Raw genomic sequence first — 22,355 nt, forward strand, 5'->3', positions numbered from 1 at the left:
TTTTATACTTTTTCCTGATATTCTTCGTAAAAATGTTGGGTTTCTTTGATCAGAGCATCCATCTCAGCAAGAGTGAATACTTCAAGGAATTTTTTTCTGAATTCTTTGAAATGAGGAACACCACGGAAATAGTTGCTGTAATGCTGTCTCATTTCTATCAGGCCTAATCTTTCACCTTTCCATTCCGCACTCCATTCCGCATGCTGGCGAACCGCCAGTAACCTATCCGAAATAGTGGGTTCAGGAAGATGTTCTCCGGTTTTAAAGAAATGTTTGATTTCATTAAAAATCCATGGATATCCTATAGCAGCACGGCCAATCATTACACCGTCACAAGCGTATTTTTGTTTGTATTCCAATGCTTTTTCCGGAGAGTCAATATCACCGTTTCCGAAAATAGGAATTTCAATATTAGGATTTTGTTTTATTCTTGAAATATGTTCCCAATCAGCTTCCCCTTTATACATCTGGGCTCTTGTTCTTGCGTGTATTGTTAAAGCTTTAATACCTGTTTCCTGTAAACGTTCTGCTACTTCATCAATATTAATAGAAGTACTGTCCCATCCTAAACGGGTCTTTACAGTTACAGGCAGGTGCGTAGAGCTTACAACAGCTTTTGTAAGACGAACCATCAGGTCTATATCTTTTAGTACTCCAGCTCCCGCTCCTTTGCAAACTACTTTTTTAACAGGGCATCCGAAATTGATATCTACCAAATCAGGATTTACTGTTTCCACAATTCTTGCAGACATGGCCATAGCCTCCTCATCACCTCCAAAAATCTGTATTCCGACTGGTCTCTCATAATCGAAAATATCCAGTTTTTTACGGCTCTTTATTGCATCACGAATTAAGCCCTCGGAAGAAATAAATTCCGAGTACATCATATCAGCTCCATGCATTTTGCACAAACGTCTGAATGGTGGATCACTCACGTCCTCCATAGGAGCCAGTAAAAGCGGAAATTCCGGCAGTTCTATGTTGCCTATTTTTATCATGGTGCAAATTTACGAAATTCTAAACTTTCATAAAGACTGATATTATCTATTGGTGTGAATGATGAGTTTGAGAACCCCAAATTGAATACAATAAGCGTCTTATGGTAGGAACAAAAAAGAATTAATGTGGGTCTAAAGTTTTTAAAAACTTGCTTTTACCTGCATGCTACCAATATGTATGGTACGGTCTCCGGAATTACGTCCTTCATAATTCAGGTTCAGCTGTAAGAATGAGTTGATTGCCTGCTGAATAAAGACGCTCCATACCTGATTTTTTCCAGGCTTAAGGCCGTCCAGCATCTGATTTCCTACAATACTGAAGTTGTTTCCGGTAAAGTTGTTGTTGATGAATGAGAAATTTCCTCTGATAGAGGTTTTTTTACGCTCCCATTGTATGGTTCCTGTAACGTCAAAAGCTTTTAGTAACTCCTCTCCGTCTATTCTCTGTTTCTGGCGGAAGGCGGAGGAAAGCTCTGCCTGTATGGCATCTGTAAATTTATAGGTAGCTTTTGGCTTGGTTTCAAAGTTATTCAGTCTGTAATCCCTGGTCGCAAATAATTGTGAAGAATTTTTAATATCATGAACGGAATTTTCCCAGTCGACCCTGAATTCTTTATTGAACCAATATCCTAAATTCAGGAAGTGGGAGGTCTGCTCCCGTTCTTCATTACTGAAATTGGCATTGATGAGATTATCATTCGAGATGAACCGGTAATTTCCATTCCAACCCGATTTTTCCGTAGGGTTAAACTGTACGGAAGCCAGGATATTTTGATTTTTTAGAATCTGGTCGCTGTTTTTCTCGAACGGGTTGATGACCAGGACCTTATCTTTTTTATAAAAAGAGTTTTGAGAATTCAAGGAAATATTAAAATTCCACCGTTTTAAAAATGCATTTTCAGAATTAAGAACAATGGCCGGGTTAACGAACAACGCCAGCTGTAATTTATTCTTGTTGGATGGGATATACCGGACAGAATTGGTGTATACCCGGATGTACTTGGCCAGATCGGAATATTCGGCAATCTCAAATTCATCGAGCTGCTGGATGCCATCCCCATTGTAATCCGTCCATTTGTAAACTCCCTGTACATCGGTTACTTTGATATATTGGAACTCTCTTTGTGCTTCCTGTCCGTTTCCGAGTTCATAGAATGCCTGTAAACGCATACCATTTCTGAAAAGCTGCTGATTATAAAGAATGTTCCCAACAACAAAATCATTGTTTCGACTTGTTTGCATATCCTGAATCTGATAGAAAAACTTCCTGTAATGCACTAACACATTCAAGGTTGTTTTTTCATTTTTGATCAGTTGACTTTCCGCCATGACTCCCAGGATATTATTCATATTCTGCAGCCTGTTGTCACGAACTGAATCATTATCTCTCATATATACTTTCGCAAGCAATTTTGTTCTTGTACTGTCACCAATCTTCTTTTGAAGAAAAAGCTCTTTCCAGCTGAAACTGGTGACATCCATCAGCTGAGAATCATTGTATTTTTTTTCGTTATGCTCCATACTTCCACCAAAGGCCCAGTTTCCTTTTTTACCGGTATATTCTGTAGAAGCTCCTCCTCGGATGAACTTCGTGTCCTGGAGAATAGCATTGGTACTTAAGTAAGACAGATTTCCCTTTGTGAAAAACTTTCCTTTAATCCAGCCAAAATCAAGATCATTTTTAAAACCTTTGTATGAGTTTTGTTCATCCAGATAGTTAAGTCGGTAATTTAAAGTTGATTTGTTATTCCACTTGTTAAGGAAGCTGAATATGAATCGGTTCTGTGTTTTCTGGCTGAATTCCTGAGCTAAGTTGAAATCTCTGGAGAATTCTACATCATTAATTCTATCAAGAATGTGAAATTGCTTATCTATATATTGATACTCAAAACTTGGTGTTCCTTTCCAGTTATTTTTGGTGAAAGTTTTATTCCCGTAAATCCGGCCTGCATAGCCTATATTCTGATCTGAATCTTTCGAAGAAAATAAATTGACATCGTAGTTACTCAAAGATATATCAGCGCCAATTTTACCCTCTTTAAGCAAAAACTCTGAATTGACAGAAAACACCTGTGATTTCTGGGGTGAAGGAAGTTTTCTTACTGCTCTGTAATCTCCTGAATTTGGTCCTGTATATTCAAAAACACGACCGTTATTTGTGGTCTGGGATAATTTATAATCTCCCAGATTAGGGCCAAAATAAGTAAATGATACCTGGTAAAGTGTTTCGGCAGAATTAGTGGAAAATTCATAATGGCTGACTCCTGAATTCTGAACCAATCGGTACAGGATCTTATTAACATCATATTCTGTAATGACTCCTGACGGGGCATACATCAGATTAGGATCATTTCCGGCATTGGCCAGAATTTGCTCATCCTCTTTAGATAAATTCAGAGCAAGCGGTGCATTTTTATTATCGTTTTCCATGAACCAGCTTAAGCCTACCTTCATTTTCTCTCTACGGTGTTCCACTTTTCCTGTGAAAAGATATCTGGAATAGTTTCTGTTGGTGTAATTGTAAGAAATAGTAATAAAGTTCTGTTGGAAAATTGGCCGGAAACTGGTGAAAGTAACTTCACCGGTGTTGTAATTTATGATGTAGTCCTGGTTTTCACCACGCTTCATTAATATTCCGTCAATAAATACCTGTTCAGATCCTGAAATCAGAGTAATGAACTGCTCTCCATTTTTTCCCGTTAAACGATAAGGCCCCTGGTTACCTTCAACCCCTTGAAAACGTACCCTGTGAAACTCACTTCGGGCCACACCCATTGAAACATCTACAAATGTTTTGTTTTCATTCCCAAATTCCGTCTGGAACTCAAGTCCCATGCTACGTCGCTGGTATTTTGCAAAATAATTCTTAGCTTCCACCAAGTCCAGATGTCCCGCTCTAAGGATGGACTTATCCTTAATGTTCAGCTGCATGTAGATTTTATCGAACTCTTCGAGTGTTTGAGTATAACCATCTGCCTGGATGGGAAGGTTATGATCAGAAATACTCGCAAGGATGGTAACGTCTTTAGAAAGTCTTCCCGATATCTGAAGGTCCATTGAACTTTGTACAGATTGTCCCTGATTGTTTCCAAACGTTATTCCCCGGATGATGGAACCTTTTGAGTTAAGCTCGCCTAAGAACCTTTTTTTGTCATTTTTGGCAAGTACGGCCTCATCTACAATTATTCTGTTTCTAGTTCTTACGAAATCCAGTGTGTCCTTTGAAAAAATATCCTGTTCAAGCCTTGCTGCTAAAATACTATCCTTTTTTATGGTGTCTTCGGGAATATTGGGGTTCTTCCATGAGAAAATCTGAGCATTTGTTACCAATGTGCCCATGAAAAGAAACAAGAATACAAGAATAAAATTCCGCAAATTTTCCAAAATAATTGGTAAAAATACTTAAAAAATGTTAAAGGTAGCCAGTTTAGCTTTATTAACAAAAAATCGCCATATTTATTGTTTTTCGTCAGAGAATACTCTTATTTTTAAAATAGAAAATTATAAAAAATACAAAGATGAAAAAGATTTATTCTCTATTTGTTGCTTTGGCAACCACAACAGTTATGTCCGCACAATCTGTTATTACTCAATGGAATTTTGATGGAAATACAAATGCTGCCACCACAGGTTCAGGAACAGCAAGTGTTTTCGGAGTAAGTAATAATCCAACATTTGCTTCAGGGTCTCCGGGCAGAGCATGGAGTGTGAATGGGTTTCCTGGACAAGGGTCTGCATCGGGTACCGCGGGTTTTAAATTTGAAGTAGATACTTCAGGATATTCGGCAATCTCCGTATCTCTTAATATTGCGGGCTCCAATACGAGCTCAAAATATTTTCAAATGCAATACACAACCAATGGTACAGAATGGTTTGATGTAGGGAATGTAATTGAAATCGGACCTACATCATCCTCTAATTGGGTCAGCATGAATAATTCTATTCCGGCTGGAGCTAATAATAACACACAATTTGCGGTAAGGATTGTATCCGTGTTTGATCCTGCGAACAGCAGTACTTATACTGCGGTGGGTGCCTCATCAAATTATAGTACCAGCGGAGCCGCCAGGGTGGATAATGTAACCATATCCGGAACAGCATCCACTACTTTATCTGTTCTTGATGCCGGTAGTGAGAAATTTAGTTTTATAAAAAATACATTCATCAAAAATGAAGGTATTGTTTTCGGAACAAAAGTGAAGGATATCAAGATATTTAATATGTATGGACAGGTTATAAAAACAGCTAAGGTCAATAAAAATCAGACTTTGGATATTTCTGAGCTACAAAAAGGAAGTTATATTGTTACAGGTATCGTCAATAATGAACCGGTATCACAGAAAATTCTGAAAGATTAATTTTGATTTTTGAATGGAAAAACCACCGCTTTTTAAGCGGTGGTTTTTTTATAATAATAGCATATTGGTTTAATATTCTTAATAGAAACTTAATCCATCCTTAATTTAGTCGCTTTAATTTAGGTGTAATTTTGTTGTAGAGATTAAAAAAACAAACATAAAAAAGAAAAATTATGAGAAAAATCTTTACAATTTTAAGCATTGCTACATCATTGATTTTTGCGAATGCGCAAAATCTCGTACAAAATCCTGGTTTTGAAACAGGAACTTTAGCACCTTGGGCTGCTGGCTGGAATACGGCATATACAGCACCTAATATTACAGCAGATGCACACACCGGCTCTTTTGGAGCTAATTATGTACCAACAGCTACGACTGGTTTTTTTCAAAATGTTAATATTACAGCCGGAACGCAATATACACTTAGCTTTTGGTATAAAATAAGCGGCTCAGGTAATGGAGGAAGAATCTGGAGTAATTTTTTAGATGCTGGTGATAATCCGGTTAATCTTGTAACGGACGCTGCTAATGATCCATTGAGAAATAACAATCAATATTTACCTAAAAGTACAGCCTGGCAACAAAAAGTAATCACATTTACGGCACCGGCCAATGTTAATAGATTACAGCTACATCTTCGTGCATACAGCAATTCAACCGTTAGCTTTGATGACTTTTCATTGACCACCGGAACATTGGCAACCGGCGAGGTTTCTGTATCTAAACACAGGCTTGTTAAAAATACTTTCATTCAGAATGATTGTATAACGTTTGGAGCTCAGTCTCGTGATGTGAAAATTTATAATATGTACGGACAGGTTGTAAAAACAGCTTCTGTAAAAGAAAATGAGGTTTTACATGTTTCAGAATTACAAAAAGGAAATTATATCGTAACGGGAATTGTGAACAATGAGCCTGTTTCTCAGAGAATTTTAAAAGATTAATTCTACTTTTCAGATATAAACACGGCCGCTTTTAAAGCGGCCGTGTTGTTTTTATAAAATTTTAGATTTTTTATTTAATACCATCCTCTTCTTGCTGCATTGATAATGGATCCGAGATTGAGAACTAAAGTATATCTGATTCGCCTTCCGTAATCTTTAAATGCGGGTTCAAATCCCAGCGAGGATTGGATTGGGAAATAAATTTCTAGAAAATCAGGAACTATTTTTAATTTAATTCCGCTATCCCAGATAAATTGGGTAGGGTTGTTCCTGTTCTTATAAATTCCTGCATCAGCATACAAATGGAATATCTTCCATACACTTGTATCAACATTTAAAGAGGTAATCCATTGATTTACACTTCCGGGAATAAAAGATTTAAATCCTCCGTCAGCAAGAATAAACTGCTGTGAAAGAAAACCACTGTTGGCACTTTCCCCTAAAAGATTATATGAAAAAGAGTAATTGGAAACCCTGGAAATCCCGTAATTAAAAGTATTATTTCTCGTGTCATTTCTTACGAAATATCCTGCAAATAATCTTAGGCTGAGCTTTTGTTTAGGTGCAAACTCCCATCTGTAAAAGCCTTCGGCAGTTATTTTATTAAAGTCTTCCATTCCCTGGGTGCTGATGCTCAGACTTTTTTCATGGATCATCTGGTTATCCGTATATCCATATCCGATACTCCACAGATTATACTTATCATAGTCATTGTTAGCTATCATAAGAGGGCTCAGGTCTCTCTCGAAATAATTATATGACATGCTTATTCCTCTGCTTACTGTACTTCTGGGATTCTTTCTAAAACTGATGTTGGAAAAAACAGAACCTTTCCTGTAAGCAAGATTATAATCATAATGGTAATATGCACCGGATACTCCGAAGGTTAAACTGCGGATAATACTTTCTGCAGGAAGAAAAGAATATGAAACGGCACCTGAACCCGTTAATTTTCCGGTTCCTGTACTGTACGTAGGCGTAATAGAATAAAGGAATTTCTGATCAAAAAAAGATTGGTTTTTGAAATTAAATCCTAAAAGAAATTTATCATAAGTATTATTGAAACGGATTCTTGGACTGATGTAGATTTCATTAAACTCAGGATTGGGAATATCCTTTATAAGTTTAAGTTTTATTTTTTTTGCATTTGAGAATAAGCCTTTGGAGTAAAGGAAGTTGTCTCTGTAATTCGACTCCGGAAAGATATAATCATTATTTAAAGTGATCTTGTATATATCTAATGCGGGAATGGAAACCGTTTTTGTCATTTCCTCACCGTCGGTCTCTACCCAGTATTCTTTTTTTTCATCCTCTCTCGTTTTTGTTTCTAATTTAACAGGAATAGGAGCAGAGGTATTTTTATTGATTTTAATATGCAGTGAATCGTCTTGTTTCTTCAATTTCTGAAGCTTGAAATTAACCCTGTTTTTTTGTTTTAAAAAATCGGTTAAATAAGCGGTCCTGTTATCTTTTTCTGCAAGTTCTCTGAGGAAATCTTTAGGATCAATTTGCTTGTCTGTATTTTTAGCTATGTAGTTCTGCACCAGGGTATTGAAGTTTTCATATCCCATTTTATCAGCAGAATAGTTGAATAAGCTTCCTGTTTCAAAGCTACTTATAGCCATTACATTGAAATTACTAAGCACAGTAAACTTTTCTCCGATTTTCTGATCCAGATTCTGAGACATAATATATTGGTAGGTAAGGCCGTAGCGATCAATTAATTTCAAATTAGAAGCATGAAATAATTTTAATGGTCTGATTCCAAATATTTTCGATTCAGGTAGTTTTCCCAGCAGCTTTGTTTCGCCATAGAATTTTTTGATGTATTGAATTTCTATATAGGATTTCAATCCATTCTTAAACCAGTGATTATCCTGTTTATCTGTAATAATACTTTCGTCAAGGACTTTTTTGGCGATAATTCCCAGGTAATCGAGATCTGCCTTTTCTGCATCTGTAAATAATTGAAACCGGAATTTCCAGAAACTAATATCATTATTACCAAAAAAATCTTCATTCGCTCTGAACTTTTCAGAAATAAAAAGTCTTGACGGAAGATAACCGATCTGTTCCTTTATAAATTTTAAATGCAGCGGAAGATAGAATTCTAAATTTTCCTTTTCCTGGGGTGTTAGAGGATATCCAAACCGTACTTCTGTGCTTATATCTCCTGTATTTACATTAATGAAAGGGTATTCATCCTGGGAAATGATAAACTCGGGATCTGAATCCAGATAACCTTTGAATAAATTGGATTGATCCTGGTGAAGATTACTTTCAATAAAAGATTGGGCAGGGAGGTCAAATTGGACGGTCCAGTAGGTATTGAAACTTACAGACTCTTCGATATCATGGTAATATCTTCCTAAAATATTGCCCGGATCAAAATGATCCGGAACAATAAAGAAATATTTTAAAGCTATATTTCGATCAGATGTACCGTATCCAGTAAATTTTTTATCCGGAAGCTGTATCTGATACTGCAGTTTTAGTCTTATGCTTTTCCCCGTGTGAAGAGGTGCATTTAAAGGAATAAAAAGATTTTCCGCACTTAAATTATTTACAGGAATAGCCTCATCATCAGGTCCTTTTATGTTAAATTGTAAAAGTTTCCCCAGTTGTTCAGGCTTTGCGAAATGAAGATCAGTATTACGATCTTCCAGTTTTCTGTAAACAAGTGAAGTTCCTCTTTTTTGATAAGCAGAAACCCAGTTTAAAAGTTTAACGGTACTTAAATCTTTTTCAGAGTTATTGTAATAAACAATTTCCTGATTTATATCCAGCATTTTTTTATCTGAAGATAATTTCGCTTCAATAGAAATGCTGTCTTTTTGCGCAGAAACCTGCACAATTCCCAAAAACAAAATAAGACAAATACTGATCTTTCTCAATGTGGTGATAAAGCATCAAATATAACTCATTTTGTATAGACTTATAAATTTTTATTCTCGAATTAACCTTTTTTTAAAGAACTTATATAAGCTTTCCAGCCTTCGTTTTTATAAGTTAATGCGGCAACTTCAGGATTTTCAGATTTATAAATTCCTCTTCCTACGATTATAAAATCAGTATTCAGGCTTTTAAAAACATGTTCAGGAGTATTGTACTGCTGTCCTTTTCCATCTCCAGAATCTGAAAGATTTACTCCTGGAGTGAATAACAATAATTCTTCAGGAATTGGGTTTTGAGAAACTCCTCCGATTACATTAGGATGGGATAGAGATACTTTAAGAGCTTCTTCGCGGTAGCTATTCGTTGTTAACGTTCCTTTTGAAGACATTCCTATAATTGCGACAACACCTACATTCTTAAAGCAGTCAAGTGATTCAAAACCACCGATAACCTGTGACGTTACAAAATCTGCCCAGTCGGTAATTTTAAAAACTCCACTCGTGAATTGTAATTCCTGTGTGTTTCCAATATCTGCAAATTTTCTATCTTCCATGAGTAAGAATTTATGCTTTTCGGCTAATTCTTTTAACGGAGTAATTGTTTTTTCAAATTCGAAATCTGAGATGATGTCGATATGTGTTTTGAGAGCAATAATATGAGGTCCTACTTTTTCAGCAAATTCCAGTAACTCTTTGGTTGTGGTAACATCTGCTGAAGCGATAAGATTCGATTCTTTACTGATGGCTACTTCTAATAATTTTTTAGAAACAGAATGTTGAGCGGATTTTAATTTCTGCTCATAAGAAGCTCTGATTTTTTCTTCAAATTGAATGTGGTTTCCTAAAAGGAAATCCTGGATCCTTTTTACTTCTTCATCTGATAATTCTCCTGTTTCCTGAAGAATAGTACATACTTCTGAAATATTAAATAGAGTATGAACTCTGAATCCTTTACTTTCCAAAAGCTGCTTTCCTCCCTGTTCCCTGTCAAGAACTACAACGATATCTGCTACTTTTAGATCTTCCTGTTCTACTTCAGCAATGGTTTCTAATAAAGATTTTCCGGAAGTAATCACATCTTCTACCAATAAACAGTTTTGTCCTTTCTGATAAATTCCTTCGATCATTTTCTTGGTCCCGTAATCTTTAGCCTCTTTTCTTTTAATGATAAGTGGAATATAACTTTCCAGAGACATGGCTGTAGCCATAGGAAGGGCGGCATAAGGAACTCCACAAATAAGGTCAAAATTATCCAGAGGAAGCATTTCCAATAAATAATTTGCAAGATTTTTCAAAATTTTAGGATCAGAAGCCAAAGGTCTCAGATCTACGTAGAACGGACTTTCAATACCGCTTTTTAAAGTGAACCTCCCAAATTTAATGATACCTAGCTTGTAGCACTCTAAAAAGAACTCTTTTTTACTTTCCATTATTTTTTATTAGATGTTGCAAATTTAAGGATTTGTAATAAGGCTCAAAAATTTATCCCTAAATTATAAAATAAAAAGCCATTCCAAATTTTTGGAATGGCTTCAAATAATATATTTGCGTCAATTATTTTATAATTTGAGCATCGATTATCTTGGTATTACTTGTATTTAGTTTTTGTTCAGCTTCCCAAAGTAAAAACTTGTCCACTTCTTTGATTAGTTTAGGGATCACTAAGTATAAAACAGCCAGATCATCTAGGACTCCCAAAACAGGAACAGCTACTTCCGGAATTAAGTCGATTGGAGAAATGATATATAAAATCCCTAACATCGGTAAAATAATATCAATGGATTTCATAGGATAAATTCCTTTTCTCCAATATTTAACCATTCTGAAAATGTCAGGTATTTTTTTGACAAAGCCCTTATGATTGATGGCTTCTTTAGCCAGGTTTAATTTAGAATATTTCATTTTGTGTTTGGTTTAAATAAATTCTTGACTTTACAAAATTCGCAAATTCTATACCAAATAATTATAAAAATTCGTTAAAAGATTTATTTAATAATATTGTCAATGAACTGATGAACAGACTCTGTATTCCAATCTCTGTACGCGTCTTCTTTGATCAGGATCCTTCCCGATTTATCCAGTAAAAATGTTGTCGGGAATGCTTTTGGTAACAGCTTTTCTGAAATCGGACTTTGGGCAATATAAACAGGGACAGTATAATTATTTTCCTGAAGGAATTTCCTTACTGCATATTCTTCATCTTTCATAGCAATCAGTACAAAGTCTACATTCCCTTTTCTGGTGTCGTACAGCTTTTGAATGGTTGGCCATTCTTTTCTGCATGGCGGGCACCAGGTTCCCCAGAAATTTAGAAAGATAGGCTTATCTTTAAAGTTCTTCAGATTTGTACTTGGGACGTTAATCCCCTGTAAATCGATATCATAATCTTCCTTACTTACAGTTACTGCATTTTCTATAGTAGCAACAGGAAAGAACTGGTCCTTTACAAAATTTCTTACTCCTGGAATAAAAGCAATAATTCCTATAATAATGATAAGTACAAGATATGGTATATTTTTTTTCATCTGCTATTTTTTATTGTCATTTCTGACGCATACATTTATTACAATAACTCCAGTATTTCCTGAACAGCGTCCTTACCTCTGTTTTTAGCGTAGTAAATTTGCAGATCATTATAAAACTGATCTTTAGGATAAGCCTCCGGATCTGCCTTATATTTCATTAACAATTCTTTGCCGTATTGAGGTCGGGGTCCCCATGAGTTCTTTACCGTAAAATCATCATTCAGGATGATAACTTTAGGAATAGACTCTGTTCCATTCGTTAGAAACTGATTAATTAAACTTTTATCACTGTCTCTCAGGAAAATTCTTACCTCATTATGACCCTCAAAAAATTTAACAAGTGCTGGTACCGTAGAGCTGGCGTCACCACACCATACTTCTGAAATAATCAGAATTTTCCCGTTAAAATTTTTAGATTTTAATTCGTTAACCTGGTTTTCGTCAAGGATATATTTTTTTAGGGTTCTGTCCATCCTTTGAAGCCCCAGTTCATAATATTGTTTATAATCGATATCATGTTGGTTGTCGGGAGTTTCAAGTCTTTGTCTTCCAATATGAACATATTCTTCAAAATTGATTGCTTTATCCCAATAATCTTTCATGGTGTATATTATTGTGTTTAAAAGTTATTTAGATTTCTTGTTTTGTTGATCAAAAATAAGTCGGCTAATACAAATGCGGCTAAACTTTCAACTACGGGAACCGCTCTTGGAACGACACATGGATCATGTCTTCCTTTTCCTTCAACAACAACAGGATTTCCATCTTTGTCTATGCTGTCCTGTGGCCTTAATATGGTGGCTACAGGTTTGAAAGCTACTCTGAAATAAATATCCATACCATTGGAAATACCACCTTGTATTCCCCCAGAAAGATTAGATTTTGTAGTAAAATCGGGATTAAAGGCATCATTATGTTCTTTGCCGGTCATCTTAGCCCCACAAAAACCACTTCCGTATTCAAAACCTTTACAGGCATTGATATTCAGCATTGCCTTTGCAAGTTCAGCCTGCAATTTGGAAAAGATAGGTTCTCCAATTCCCACAGGAACGTTTTTTATAACACAGGTGATGGTTCCCCCGATGGTATTTCCTTCTTTTTTAATTTCTTTAATTCTGGCAATCATTTTTTCAGCTGTCTCAGTATCAGGACAACGTACATCATTGCTTTCTGTTTTGGAAAAATCCAAATCCTGATAAGGCTTCTCACAGAAGATGTCACCTACGGAAGAAACATAAGCATTGATCTCGATATCTGATAAGAGCTGTTTTGCAAGCGCTCCGGCTACAACCCAGTTTATGGTTTCCCGGGCAGATGATTTTCCACCTCCGCGGTAATCCCTGATCCCAAACTTTTGATCATATGTAAAATCTGCATGACTTGGACGGTATGCATTTGCAATATGATCATAATCTTTTGATTTCTGATTTTCATTTTCGATGATAAAACCAATGGGGGTACCTGTAGTTTTTCCTTCAAATATTCCGGAAAGAAATTTTACCGTATCACTTTCCTTTCGCTGAGTAACGATAGCAGACTGGCCAGGCTTGCGACGATCCAGTTCATATTGAACCTGATCGAGATCAACTGTTAAACCTGCCGGAAAGTTATTGATTATTCCACCATAAGCCACACCGTGACTTTCTCCAAATGTTGTAAGACTGAGAAGATTACCTAAAGTATTGAACATAGTACAAATTTACGGCTTTTTATTAATATAATAATGCCTTTGTGTTTAGTTCTGTTTATTGTTGTTAATGATAATATTGATAACCCGCATTGCTTCTTTTTTCTCTTTCATATTCATCGTTTTCCATACAAAGCCTTCCCGGATGTTATTTTTATGGATGGGTTGCGGAAAGATGTTTGCGTTAGCATTATCAATAATATAACTAACGGTCATAGAAGGAAGTGGAGTGCCAAAACTATAAGGATAGTTTTCAGGAACATTAAAGATAAGATTTCCGATTCTGAAAGACCTGAACGGGGTATATTGATATACAGAAGGTTGGTAAATCTGTTTTTTTTCAAACTTACCCATGAAACGGGCCATTTTGTAGCTTGGAACATGAGTTACAATCAATGATGGAAATAAGAAAAAGAATATAACACAAGTGCCCGCTATTGAAAATATGGCTATTGATTTACTTCTGTTAATATAATGAGATAACAAAATAAAGGCTACAATAAAGAAAACATCAATGAAGAACCGGTACTGTGCAGAGAATAAAAGAACAAGGATTGTCTTGATAATTATTGAAATGGTGATAAGATTAATAACTCTGTTTTTCTTTCGAACAGAATACAGTATCAAAAGAAGAAGAGTCAGTATGAATAAAATATTGATCTTTGCTTTAATACCTTTTAAAAAGAGCCAGTTTTTAATATAATCTGTTGAAGAAAATTTTTGAATTTCTTCAAAAGTGTATTGCATGTCATAGGTTTTCTGAATGGCAAACTGAGATGATCTTTTAAGTATTTCAGGATTGGTTTTCCAGGATATTCCCAAGTCAACAAAAGCAATAGGAAAAACAGGATACCCGAATGTCCAGATATTTTTTACGAAAAACAAAATAAGTATTACCATACCCAAAAAAATATTCTTTACAGGCGATTTGATGATAAAGACTGAATAAAGAAAACTAAGAACGGGAAGCCAGATCATGGTTGGCTTTATTGTGAAAATAAAAACAGAGAGTGCGAAAAGGAGAGCTGATTTTTTATTTTTTGATAAAATTTCATTTAAAATAATCAGCGAAAAAATAATAACCGGCAGATCCGGGCTTGGGGACTGAGAAAAGAGAAGCATAACCGGAAGAAACCCAAGTTGAATCCAGGATTTTTTTTCAATGATATAAAATGCATAAATGATTAATATAATGACGTTGATCCGTAGAAAAGGATCAGAAAAGTTAGAAAACCCTGCCTGGAATATATGCCATACCGACATTTGCCCTAATGTAAGGTCTAGATTAGAGATTCCTTTAACAAGGCCGTATTCCGTGAGCCATTTTATAGAGGGTACATAATAGCCGAAGTGATCCAGAATATAAGGATAATAAGAACCACAAAAAAGAATGATCGATACGATGGCAGTCAGCAGAATCATGTCTTTTTTTGAAAACCGATAATATTCCAGATAGAGTTTATCTTTAAAAAAAAAGAACAAACCTATTGCAATCGTTGTTATTTCTACGTTGATATTGAGCGGAATGAAAAATGCGATTAAGGTCCATATAACACTTATGATAAATATTCCCGAAAAAGCTTTTCCTGAAATACCTGAAAATAAAGTTCCTGAAAGCATATCCATAATTTTTCCCCATCCCAGAAGGGTGGAGATAATAATTACAGAGGAAAACAGAATTAGAATCATAAAAAAAGATTGCTTAAAAATAAGCAATCTTTTATTCTTTTATGTATAATTATTAATTACGAGGTTGTACTCTTCCGTCCTTTCTGTCTCCGGATCTACCAATTGCATATCCCGTTGCACCACCTACAACACCACCAATTACAGCTCCTAAACCTCTGTTGTTTTTACTGATAATAGCCCCTGCAGCCGCTCCACCTACCGTACCGATAATGGTTCCCTTAGCAGCCTTACTCATTCCTCTTTTCTGAGTTGTTCCCTGAGAAGCATTGCTTCCGTTGTTTGCGTAGTTTCCAATATTACTATTGCGTGAACCTGATTCTCTGTCTCTATATATGGTTCGGGTTTTTGTGATGACTCTTGGTTCTGAATTTCTTGCAGCTACAGCTTTTGCTTTATTGGATTCCACAATACTGTCTGCTTTCTTTTGAGATTCATAGGCCATTTTCTCTTTTTCAATCGCCAACTTTTGTTTTTCTATTTCAAGTTGTTTGGCCTGGAATTCAATTTTCTGTTGTTCCAGTGACTTTTCCGCCACCTGATCATCCTTTTTACAAGCTGTCAGTAAAAATACTGACAATAAACCTGTTATTACTATATTCTTCATAATTCAAATTTTTTAGTCTAAGGTTGCCTCATCAAAAAGATGATAGCTTTCTAGGTATTTTCAATTATGAAGCCAAATTTTAGTTAACAAAAGTTAAAAAATTAGAAAGGAATCAGAAAAAGTAAAAATATATTTTAAAAATTTCAGAAAAGAAGAGGGTTTTGTTTGTAAGTGTTTTATTGTCAGTTGGTTGTGGATTAGTTGTTTATAATAAAATCATAAGAAAGTTAATTTATTGTGAAGGATGTTAATTTTTTATGGGTAGGCATGAAAATTGCGGCATAATCCAAAGCTTTTAATCATTAAAAAGTTTTAATCTTCTAAAATATTATTCATCAAGATCCCTCGGATATACCAGGGATCTTTTATAATGTACATTTCATTTAATTATGGGTTTTGATTAAATTCATATTAAATAAGTACTTTTGAGGATAAGTATATTTTTGAAATATTGTTGATGAAATTAAGTACGGCAAAGTATTGTGATCATTTCCTAAAATGGGATTTAACAGTATTTTATTAATGGATTTTAGAAATAAATAGTATTTTTGGTTTTTTAAAAATTATATTTATACAAATTTTGATCGTACATTGTAGTTTAAATTCAATAATTACAAGTTTAATAAGCTTAATGAGTATATGATACAGCATTAATTGAGCGGATCAAAAGCAATAGAAAGCTAAATTTTATATTTAAGATATTCTATTTCGACTCTAGAAATAGATTTTTTTCATCATTTGTGTTTTTTGCGGCCTCTCAGGAGGCCGTTTGTTTTTTAATTTTAGTAAAAAATAATTTCCAACATTGAATTTTACAATTCATTTTTTCAGTAAAAAAGTAGAGTTAAATGGGAACTCCAGTTTTTTTTTGTTGGTTGCCATTTCTGTAAAGAGTGATTAATCCGTACTTTTTTCCGCTATCTCAATATTTGTTATTTATAACATTCATATAAAAAATATTAATTTATATACTAAATGTTATAAAAAAACGATTTAGATTTGTAGGATTAATATTAATAATGATAACTTATGAAGAGATTTTCTATTTTTTTAATACTTCTTCTTTGTTTGATCAACGTGAACTTGCTTGCGCAAGCCCCCGCCACGCTGCCGTATATTCAGGATTTTTCGACGGCAAATGATCTGACATTGGTTAATGGAAGTCAAACAAATAAATGGGAATATGGCTCCGCAACAGGAAATACCGCCAATTCCATTTATATTTCAAATAACGGAGGGACAGCAAACGCGTATGATACTGGTAGTTCCAGCGTTGTACAAGCTTATAGAGATATCACAATTCCTGCAGGATCCACAATTGCAACTTTAGCATTTGATTGGAAAGCAGATGGGGAAAGTACATATGATTATTTAAGAGTTTGGTTGGTTCCGGCTACATTAACTCCAACTGCCGGTGCACAGATTGGCACTGGTGGGGGAAATATTCAGCTGGGACAGTTTAATCAGCAGTCAACCTGGCAAACGTATTTAAATACAAGTTTGAATATCAGCAGCTTTGCAGGAAGTACCATGCGTCTAGTGTTTGAATGGAGAAATGACGGAAGTGTAGGAACCCAGCCACCTGTTGCAATTGATAATATTAATTTGTCGATTCCAACATGTTTACTTCCAACAGCATCACCGGTTTCAGCCATTACATCCAATTCTGCAACGATATCGTGGACAGCGCCTACGCCTGCACCTGCGAACGGATATGCTTATTACCTTACGACTACAAATACTCCGCCTGTTGCAGGAACAACGCCTACAGGAACTACTACTGCAACTTCTGTGAACTTAACAACTTTAACTCCTAATACTACTTATTATTGGTGGGTAAAAGCTATATGTAGCCCTACAGACAGCAGTATCTGGGCGAGTGGAAATAATTTTACCACAACACAAATACCTGCGACTATTCCATATAGCCAAAACTTTTCGACAGGTAATGATCTTGGATTTACGAATGGTACTCAGGTTAATAAATGGGTTTACGGTTCTGCTACAGGAAATCCTGCCAATTCCATTTACATCTCGAATAACGGAACCGATAATACTTATTCTACAGGAACAACGAGTGTTGTTCAGGCTTACAGAGATATTATTATTCCGGCAGGAACTACTGCAACAACTTTGTCTTTTGACTGGAAAGCAGATGGAGAAAGTTCTTATGACTATTTAAGAGTCTGGCTGGTTCCGGCATCTTTTATGCCTGTAGCAGGAACTCAGATTACTGCCGGAGGAGGAAGAATCCAGGTTGGAGGTAATTACAATCAGCAAACGACCTGGCAGACTTATTTTAATACCAACTTAGACCTGAGCAGTTTTGCCGGAACTACAATGCGTTTGGTATTCGAATGGAGAAATGATAGCAGTGGTGGTACTCAGCCTCCTGTAGCTTTAGATAATATCAATTTAGCAATTCCTACTTGTGTGGTACCTTCAGCTTTGGCTGTAAATGGGGTAACAGCAACAGGTGCTGTACTGAGCTGGACAGGTCCGACGCCGGCACCTGCCAATGGATATGCTTATTATCTTACAACAACGAATACTCCGCCTGTTGCAGGTACCCCTCCAACAGGAACAAGTAATACGACTTCTGTAAACTTAACGACGTTAACGCCAAATACAACTTATTACTGGTGGGTGAAGTCTGTATGTAGCCCTACGGACAGCAGTTTCTGGATTGGGGGTCCAAGTTTCAGTACTACGCAGATTCCTGCAACGATCCCATATAATCAAAACTTTACAGGAGCGAATGATTTTGGATTCATCAACGGAACTCAAACCAATAAATGGGCATATGGTTCAGCAACCGGAAACCCTGCTAATTCCATTTATATATCCAATACAAACGGAACTACGAATGAATATTCTACAAGTTCTACGAGTGTAGTACAGGCTTACCGTGATATTCTTGTACCGGCCGGAGCTTCGATTGCTACATTATCTTTTGACTGGAAAGCAGATGGAGAAAGTTCTTATGATTACCTAAGAGTTTGGTTAGTTCCATCATCTTTTATGCCTGTTGCGGGAACTCAGATTACTGCAGGTGCGGGAAGAATTCAGTTAGGAAATAACTATAACCAGCAAACCACATGGCAGTCATATCTTAACAGTACATTAAACATCAGCAGCTTTGCAGGAACAACAATGCGTCTGGTATTTGAATGGAGAAACGACAGCAGTGGTGGTAATCAGCCTCCTGTAGCTGTAGATAATATTAAATTACTAATCTGTAGCACGGCAACACCAACTGTAGCTGTAAGTGCTATTACACATAATGCAGCAACATTAACATGGCCACAAGATAGCGGTGGAGCTTCATACATTGTGAGATATAGACCGGTAGGTTCTAGTAGTGCATGGACTCAGGTAAGTGTGGCAGCGGCAGCGGCTCCTGCAACCACTAATACATATAACCTGGCAGGTTTATTACCTGCTACACTGTATGAAGTAGAAATAGCGGCAGTTTGTAACAGTATTCCTGGAACATATTCTCATAATGAATTTTTAACGAAATGTGATCCGACACCTCCGAATGTTACAGCAAGTAATATTACGACAACATCTGCGTTGATCACATGGTCGCCACTTGCGGTAAGTTCATCTTATAAAATGAGATATAGAATTGTAGGAAGTGGTAACGCAGGATGGAGCGCTGATATTATTTTACCATTAGCGCCGACAAATACGTACTTATTAAGCGGATTGAATGTTTATACAACTTACGAGGTTCAGATTGCCAATAAGTGTGATAATGAAACAACTTATAACGGATGGTCTTCTCCTGCTGTATTCACAACTGAAAGAACCTGTGACTTACCTCCTCCGGGATTAACAATTACTAATCTTACAACTACTACCGCTACTGTAGTTTGGGATTCTTTCCCTGGTGCTACTTATATCTTAAGATATAGAAAAGTGGGTATACCAAGCTGGACAACAGTTGCAGTAACGAACAATAATTATGTTATCACAGGATTATTGGAGTTAACAAAATATGAAATGGAAGTAGCCAATGTTTGTAGTGGTACACCGGGAACTTATACGCTTCCATACTACTTCACAACACCTACAGTAATCTATTGTCCGATGAAATCGGGAAGCTCAGCATCTGAATATATTTCAAAAGTTACGGTAAAACCAAGCGGTAAACCGACTATGGAGAGCAGTACAGATGCCACTACGTATTCAGACTTTACAGCTGATACATCCAAATTTATTCAGCTGATTCAGGGATCTACAGGTAATGAGATTTCTATTGAAAAGTCTTGGACAGGAAATACATATAATGAAGGTATTGCTGTATGGATTGATTTTGACAGAAACGGAAGCTTTGATATCAATGAGAGAATTCTTGTGTCTTCACCCAATACGACAACACCTATTACAGGAACGTTCAGTGTACCTTCTGATGCGTTTATCAGTACGACAGATTATAAGTATGTAGTAATGAGAGTTGCCATGCAGAGAGATGGTATCCCTGTAAATTGTACAGGATTTGCCAACGGAGAGGTTGAGGATTATACAGTAAGAATCTCTAAAAATCCGGTACCTAATGCAACCAACCAAACGGAAATATTGATTTATCCTAACCCGGTACATACAATATTGAATGTGAAAAATATTAGCAAAAGAGCTAATTATAAGATATACAATGCGGCGGGTCAGCTTGTGACAAGCGGGATCATCTTAAATAACAAAATAGATGTAAGCAGCCTGATCCACGGAGTATATGTTATCGATATTGATGATACTCAGGGTACAGCCCAAAAGAAATTTATCAAGGAATAATACATTAAATAATTAGTAAAAAATAAGCTCCCAAATATGGGAGCTTATTTTTTTTCTCAAGTCACTGTCACAAAGCAGAGAAAAATATTTCAATAAATGTTGAAATATTTAAAAATAAAATCTTACCTTTAATGGTGTGGTATTCAGTTGTTTATTTCTTATTAAATGAGTTTTTGATTTTTCTGAGCGTTAGTTTTCAATTTTGTTAGATAAGCATTTAGCCAAGATGAGACAAACTTAAACAAAAAGTCAAAACGATCTTATTAAGAATTGGATGATTGTATACACAGGTAATATGATGATATGATATAAAAGTTTTTATTGTTTTTGAGACCTCTTGTATTAATGACAGGAGGTCTTGTTTTATGATACTGTACCATCATATAGCTCCAAGCTTACAAATGCATTTAAAGGTAAATTCTCGATTAAAATTAAACCTCCTGGCGAAACAGGAATATTATAGCAGAATGTATTGAAACTACCCTAATATCAATAATTATGATTCTGATCATAATGTGTATTTTCAGGTTCAGGTATCTTTACTGTTCCATATATGTTGTAACCTTGAACAAAAGGTAAAAGTTTGCCCCCTCAATTGAGGGGCTTTTTAATGTTAAGAAATTATATTTATTTGATGTAAAATCTTAAAATTAAGTTAAAATAAAATAAATGAAATTCTTGGCACGATATTTCAATGTAAAATGTAACTCATGTTTAAATTGAGTTTTCATGGTTATTAGTTTTTATCCTCAACTTCGGTTGGGGATTTTTTATTAAAAGATGTCTTTTAATTTTAAAAGACGTCCAGGACGTAAAAATAAATATATAAGTATTTGTTAAAATAGGGTTGCGAGATCGTGATGAACTCTAATCAAATATATTCTGAACCTTAAAGCTTATTTATGACTTAAATCATAAATGCTCATTATTAGTTTTCTACAAAAAAAGGAGCCTTCCAAAAATTGAAAGACTCCAGGGGCTGTAATATTATAAGATCTAAAAAAGTGTTTCACATAAAAACTTCCCCATAAAGAGGAAGTAACAATTATCCATTTTAGTTAAAGACACTAAGTGATGATTATTAAAGGATTGTACAACAAACTTACTAGTAGTTTTTGATTTTTTTTATGACTGAGATCATAAGAAGGTGAATTATATTTGAAATTTAATATCGTAGATATATAAAAAAAGCTTTCCTATAAAATAAAGGAAAGCTTTGAGGTACCTAGCGGATTCGAACCGCTGTAGATGGTGTTGCAGACCACTGCCTAGCCGCTCGGCCAAAGTACCATTTTTGAGGTGTGCAAATATAAAAATTTTTCTGACTTAATCAAAGTTTTTTAGATATTTTCTTTAGTTCCCAACGTGTTTATATCGCTTTTTAACTGTAACTCAGCTTCATAATTTTTCTTTACAACAACGCAGGTTTCACTCCATTTATCATGGAATCCACTTTTATCTGCTAAAAAAGATAACTGATCTACGAAAGGGATTCCTCGGATGATATTTCTAAGGAGATAATTACCTGCACCGGGAGAGGTTCCGTCTATCATGACCACCTTTGTTCCGGTGATCAGTTTTCCTAAGCTTCTTCCCTGGGTGATCAGCTCTGTGAGGAACATCATCAGAAGGTAAGCGGATAAGGTGATCAGCCGGTCCAGTAAAGGATTCATATTTTCCATTCTGTAACCTATTTCTTCTACGGTATTTCCTGTAATAAATGCATAGGCAATTCCCAATACACCCAATAATATAAGGATCAGGATATAGCTGAAAATAAGATCAATAATATAATTCGCAAGTCTGAGGCCTTGTGATGCTCTGTGTCTGTCAACAATCTGTAAGTATTTTCTCATGGT

At 35.5% G+C, this 22,355-nt stretch carries 14 protein-coding genes and 1 tRNA gene; 3 read left to right on the plus strand and 12 right to left on the minus strand.

Annotated features, from left to right (window positions below; genetic code table 11):
* Positions 1-2: 2 nt before the first annotated feature.
* Together dusB and AAEU33_RS08545 are read right to left on the minus strand one after the other, a co-directional pair.
* The gene (dusB, locus tag AAEU33_RS08540) at positions 3-998 is read right to left on the minus strand and encodes a tRNA dihydrouridine synthase DusB (RefSeq protein ID WP_306614112.1); all 996 of its coding nucleotides are present in this window, start codon (positions 996-998) and stop codon (positions 3-5) included.
* A 141-nt stretch (positions 999-1,139) separates the two neighbouring features.
* Positions 1,140-4,337, minus strand: a complete 3,198-nt coding sequence (locus AAEU33_RS08545) for a hypothetical protein (RefSeq protein ID WP_345992037.1) — start codon at positions 4,335-4,337, stop codon at positions 1,140-1,142.
* 179 nt (positions 4,338-4,516) lie between these two features.
* On the opposite strand from AAEU33_RS08545, the gene AAEU33_RS08550 reads away from it, so the two are divergent.
* Positions 4,517-5,356 (plus strand): T9SS type A sorting domain-containing protein, encoded by an 840-nt coding sequence (locus tag AAEU33_RS08550; protein WP_345992039.1) that lies wholly within the window; start codon positions 4,517-4,519, stop codon positions 5,354-5,356.
* 173 nt (positions 5,357-5,529) lie between these two features.
* Positions 5,530-6,300, plus strand: a complete 771-nt coding sequence (locus tag AAEU33_RS08555) for a carbohydrate binding domain-containing protein (protein ID WP_345992041.1) — start codon at positions 5,530-5,532, stop codon at positions 6,298-6,300.
* A gap of 74 nt (positions 6,301-6,374) precedes the next feature.
* Here AAEU33_RS08555 and AAEU33_RS08560 read toward each other — a convergent pair whose 3' ends face one another.
* The 8 genes from AAEU33_RS08560 to AAEU33_RS08595 form a co-directional block, all read right to left on the minus strand.
* Positions 6,375-9,194 (minus strand): aminopeptidase, encoded by a 2,820-nt coding sequence (locus AAEU33_RS08560; RefSeq protein ID WP_345992043.1) that lies wholly within the window; start codon positions 9,192-9,194, stop codon positions 6,375-6,377.
* A gap of 62 nt (positions 9,195-9,256) precedes the next feature.
* A complete protein-coding gene (pyrF, locus tag AAEU33_RS08565) occupies positions 9,257-10,624 on the minus strand; it encodes an orotidine-5'-phosphate decarboxylase (protein WP_345992045.1) in 1,368 nt (455 codons plus the stop codon).
* Between the two features lie 124 nt (positions 10,625-10,748).
* Positions 10,749-11,096: a DUF1232 domain-containing protein gene (locus tag AAEU33_RS08570; RefSeq protein WP_345992048.1), complete on the minus strand. Its 348-nt coding sequence runs from the start codon at positions 11,094-11,096 to the stop codon at positions 10,749-10,751.
* A gap of 83 nt (positions 11,097-11,179) precedes the next feature.
* Entirely contained in the window at positions 11,180-11,719 is a 540-nt protein-coding gene (locus AAEU33_RS08575; RefSeq protein WP_273649360.1) for a TlpA disulfide reductase family protein, read from the minus strand.
* A gap of 38 nt (positions 11,720-11,757) precedes the next feature.
* Positions 11,758-12,321, minus strand: coding sequence for a thioredoxin family protein (locus tag AAEU33_RS08580; RefSeq protein ID WP_273649358.1), 564 nt, complete (start codon positions 12,319-12,321; stop codon positions 11,758-11,760).
* Between the two features lie 17 nt (positions 12,322-12,338).
* Positions 12,339-13,409: a chorismate synthase gene (aroC, locus tag AAEU33_RS08585; RefSeq protein ID WP_172280384.1), complete on the minus strand. Its 1,071-nt coding sequence runs from the start codon at positions 13,407-13,409 to the stop codon at positions 12,339-12,341.
* A 45-nt stretch (positions 13,410-13,454) separates the two neighbouring features.
* On the minus strand, positions 13,455-15,095 hold the full coding sequence (locus tag AAEU33_RS08590) for a hypothetical protein (RefSeq protein WP_345992051.1): 1,641 nt from the start codon (positions 15,093-15,095) through the stop codon (positions 13,455-13,457).
* A gap of 52 nt (positions 15,096-15,147) precedes the next feature.
* Entirely contained in the window at positions 15,148-15,699 is a 552-nt protein-coding gene (locus AAEU33_RS08595; RefSeq protein WP_345992053.1) for a YMGG-like glycine zipper-containing protein, read from the minus strand.
* A 1,029-nt stretch (positions 15,700-16,728) separates the two neighbouring features.
* Here AAEU33_RS08595 and AAEU33_RS08600 point away from each other — a divergent pair.
* A complete protein-coding gene (locus AAEU33_RS08600; protein ID WP_345992055.1) occupies positions 16,729-20,496 on the plus strand; it encodes a fibronectin type III domain-containing protein in 3,768 nt (1,255 codons plus the stop codon).
* Between the two features lie 1,219 nt (positions 20,497-21,715).
* On the opposite strand, the gene AAEU33_RS08605 is transcribed toward AAEU33_RS08600, so the two are convergent.
* Positions 21,716-21,786: transfer RNA gene (locus tag AAEU33_RS08605), tRNA-Cys, on the minus strand.
* Positions 21,787-21,836: 50 nt separating this feature from the next.
* Positions 21,837-22,352 (minus strand): RDD family protein, encoded by a 516-nt coding sequence (locus AAEU33_RS08610; RefSeq protein WP_345992057.1) that lies wholly within the window; start codon positions 22,350-22,352, stop codon positions 21,837-21,839.
* Between the last annotated feature and the right edge of the window lie 3 nt (positions 22,353-22,355).

This window comes from Chryseobacterium sp. Chry.R1, from assembly GCF_039645525.1.
GTDB lineage: Bacteria > Bacteroidota > Bacteroidia > Flavobacteriales > Weeksellaceae > Chryseobacterium > Chryseobacterium proteolyticum.

What these genes read in the sequence shown, in the direction of transcription:
- AAEU33_RS08555 (WP_345992041.1), top strand. Translation starts at nt 5,530, where the DNA reads ATGAGAAAAATCTTTACAATTTTAAGCATTGCTACATCATTGATTTTT.
- AAEU33_RS08545 (WP_345992037.1), bottom strand. Translation starts at nt 4,337, where the DNA reads ATGGGCACATTGGTAACAAATGCTCAGATTTTCTCATGGAAGAACCCC.
- AAEU33_RS08570 (WP_345992048.1), bottom strand. Translation starts at nt 11,096, where the DNA reads ATGAAATATTCTAAATTAAACCTGGCTAAAGAAGCCATCAATCATAAG.
- AAEU33_RS08595 (WP_345992053.1), bottom strand. Translation starts at nt 15,699, where the DNA reads ATGAAGAATATAGTAATAACAGGTTTATTGTCAGTATTTTTACTGACA.
- AAEU33_RS08575 (WP_273649360.1), bottom strand. Translation starts at nt 11,719, where the DNA reads ATGAAAAAAAATATACCATATCTTGTACTTATCATTATTATAGGAATT.
- AAEU33_RS08610 (WP_345992057.1), bottom strand. Translation starts at nt 22,352, where the DNA reads ATGAGAAAATACTTACAGATTGTTGACAGACACAGAGCATCACAAGGC.
- AAEU33_RS08550 (WP_345992039.1), top strand. Translation starts at nt 4,517, where the DNA reads ATGAAAAAGATTTATTCTCTATTTGTTGCTTTGGCAACCACAACAGTT.
- aroC (WP_172280384.1), bottom strand. Translation starts at nt 13,409, where the DNA reads ATGTTCAATACTTTAGGTAATCTTCTCAGTCTTACAACATTTGGAGAA.
- pyrF (WP_345992045.1), bottom strand. Translation starts at nt 10,624, where the DNA reads ATGGAAAGTAAAAAAGAGTTCTTTTTAGAGTGCTACAAGCTAGGTATC.
- AAEU33_RS08600 (WP_345992055.1), top strand. Translation starts at nt 16,729, where the DNA reads ATGAAGAGATTTTCTATTTTTTTAATACTTCTTCTTTGTTTGATCAAC.
- dusB (WP_306614112.1), bottom strand. Translation starts at nt 998, where the DNA reads ATGATAAAAATAGGCAACATAGAACTGCCGGAATTTCCGCTTTTACTG.
- AAEU33_RS08580 (WP_273649358.1), bottom strand. Translation starts at nt 12,321, where the DNA reads ATGAAAGATTATTGGGATAAAGCAATCAATTTTGAAGAATATGTTCAT.
- AAEU33_RS08590 (WP_345992051.1), bottom strand. Translation starts at nt 15,095, where the DNA reads ATGATTCTAATTCTGTTTTCCTCTGTAATTATTATCTCCACCCTTCTG.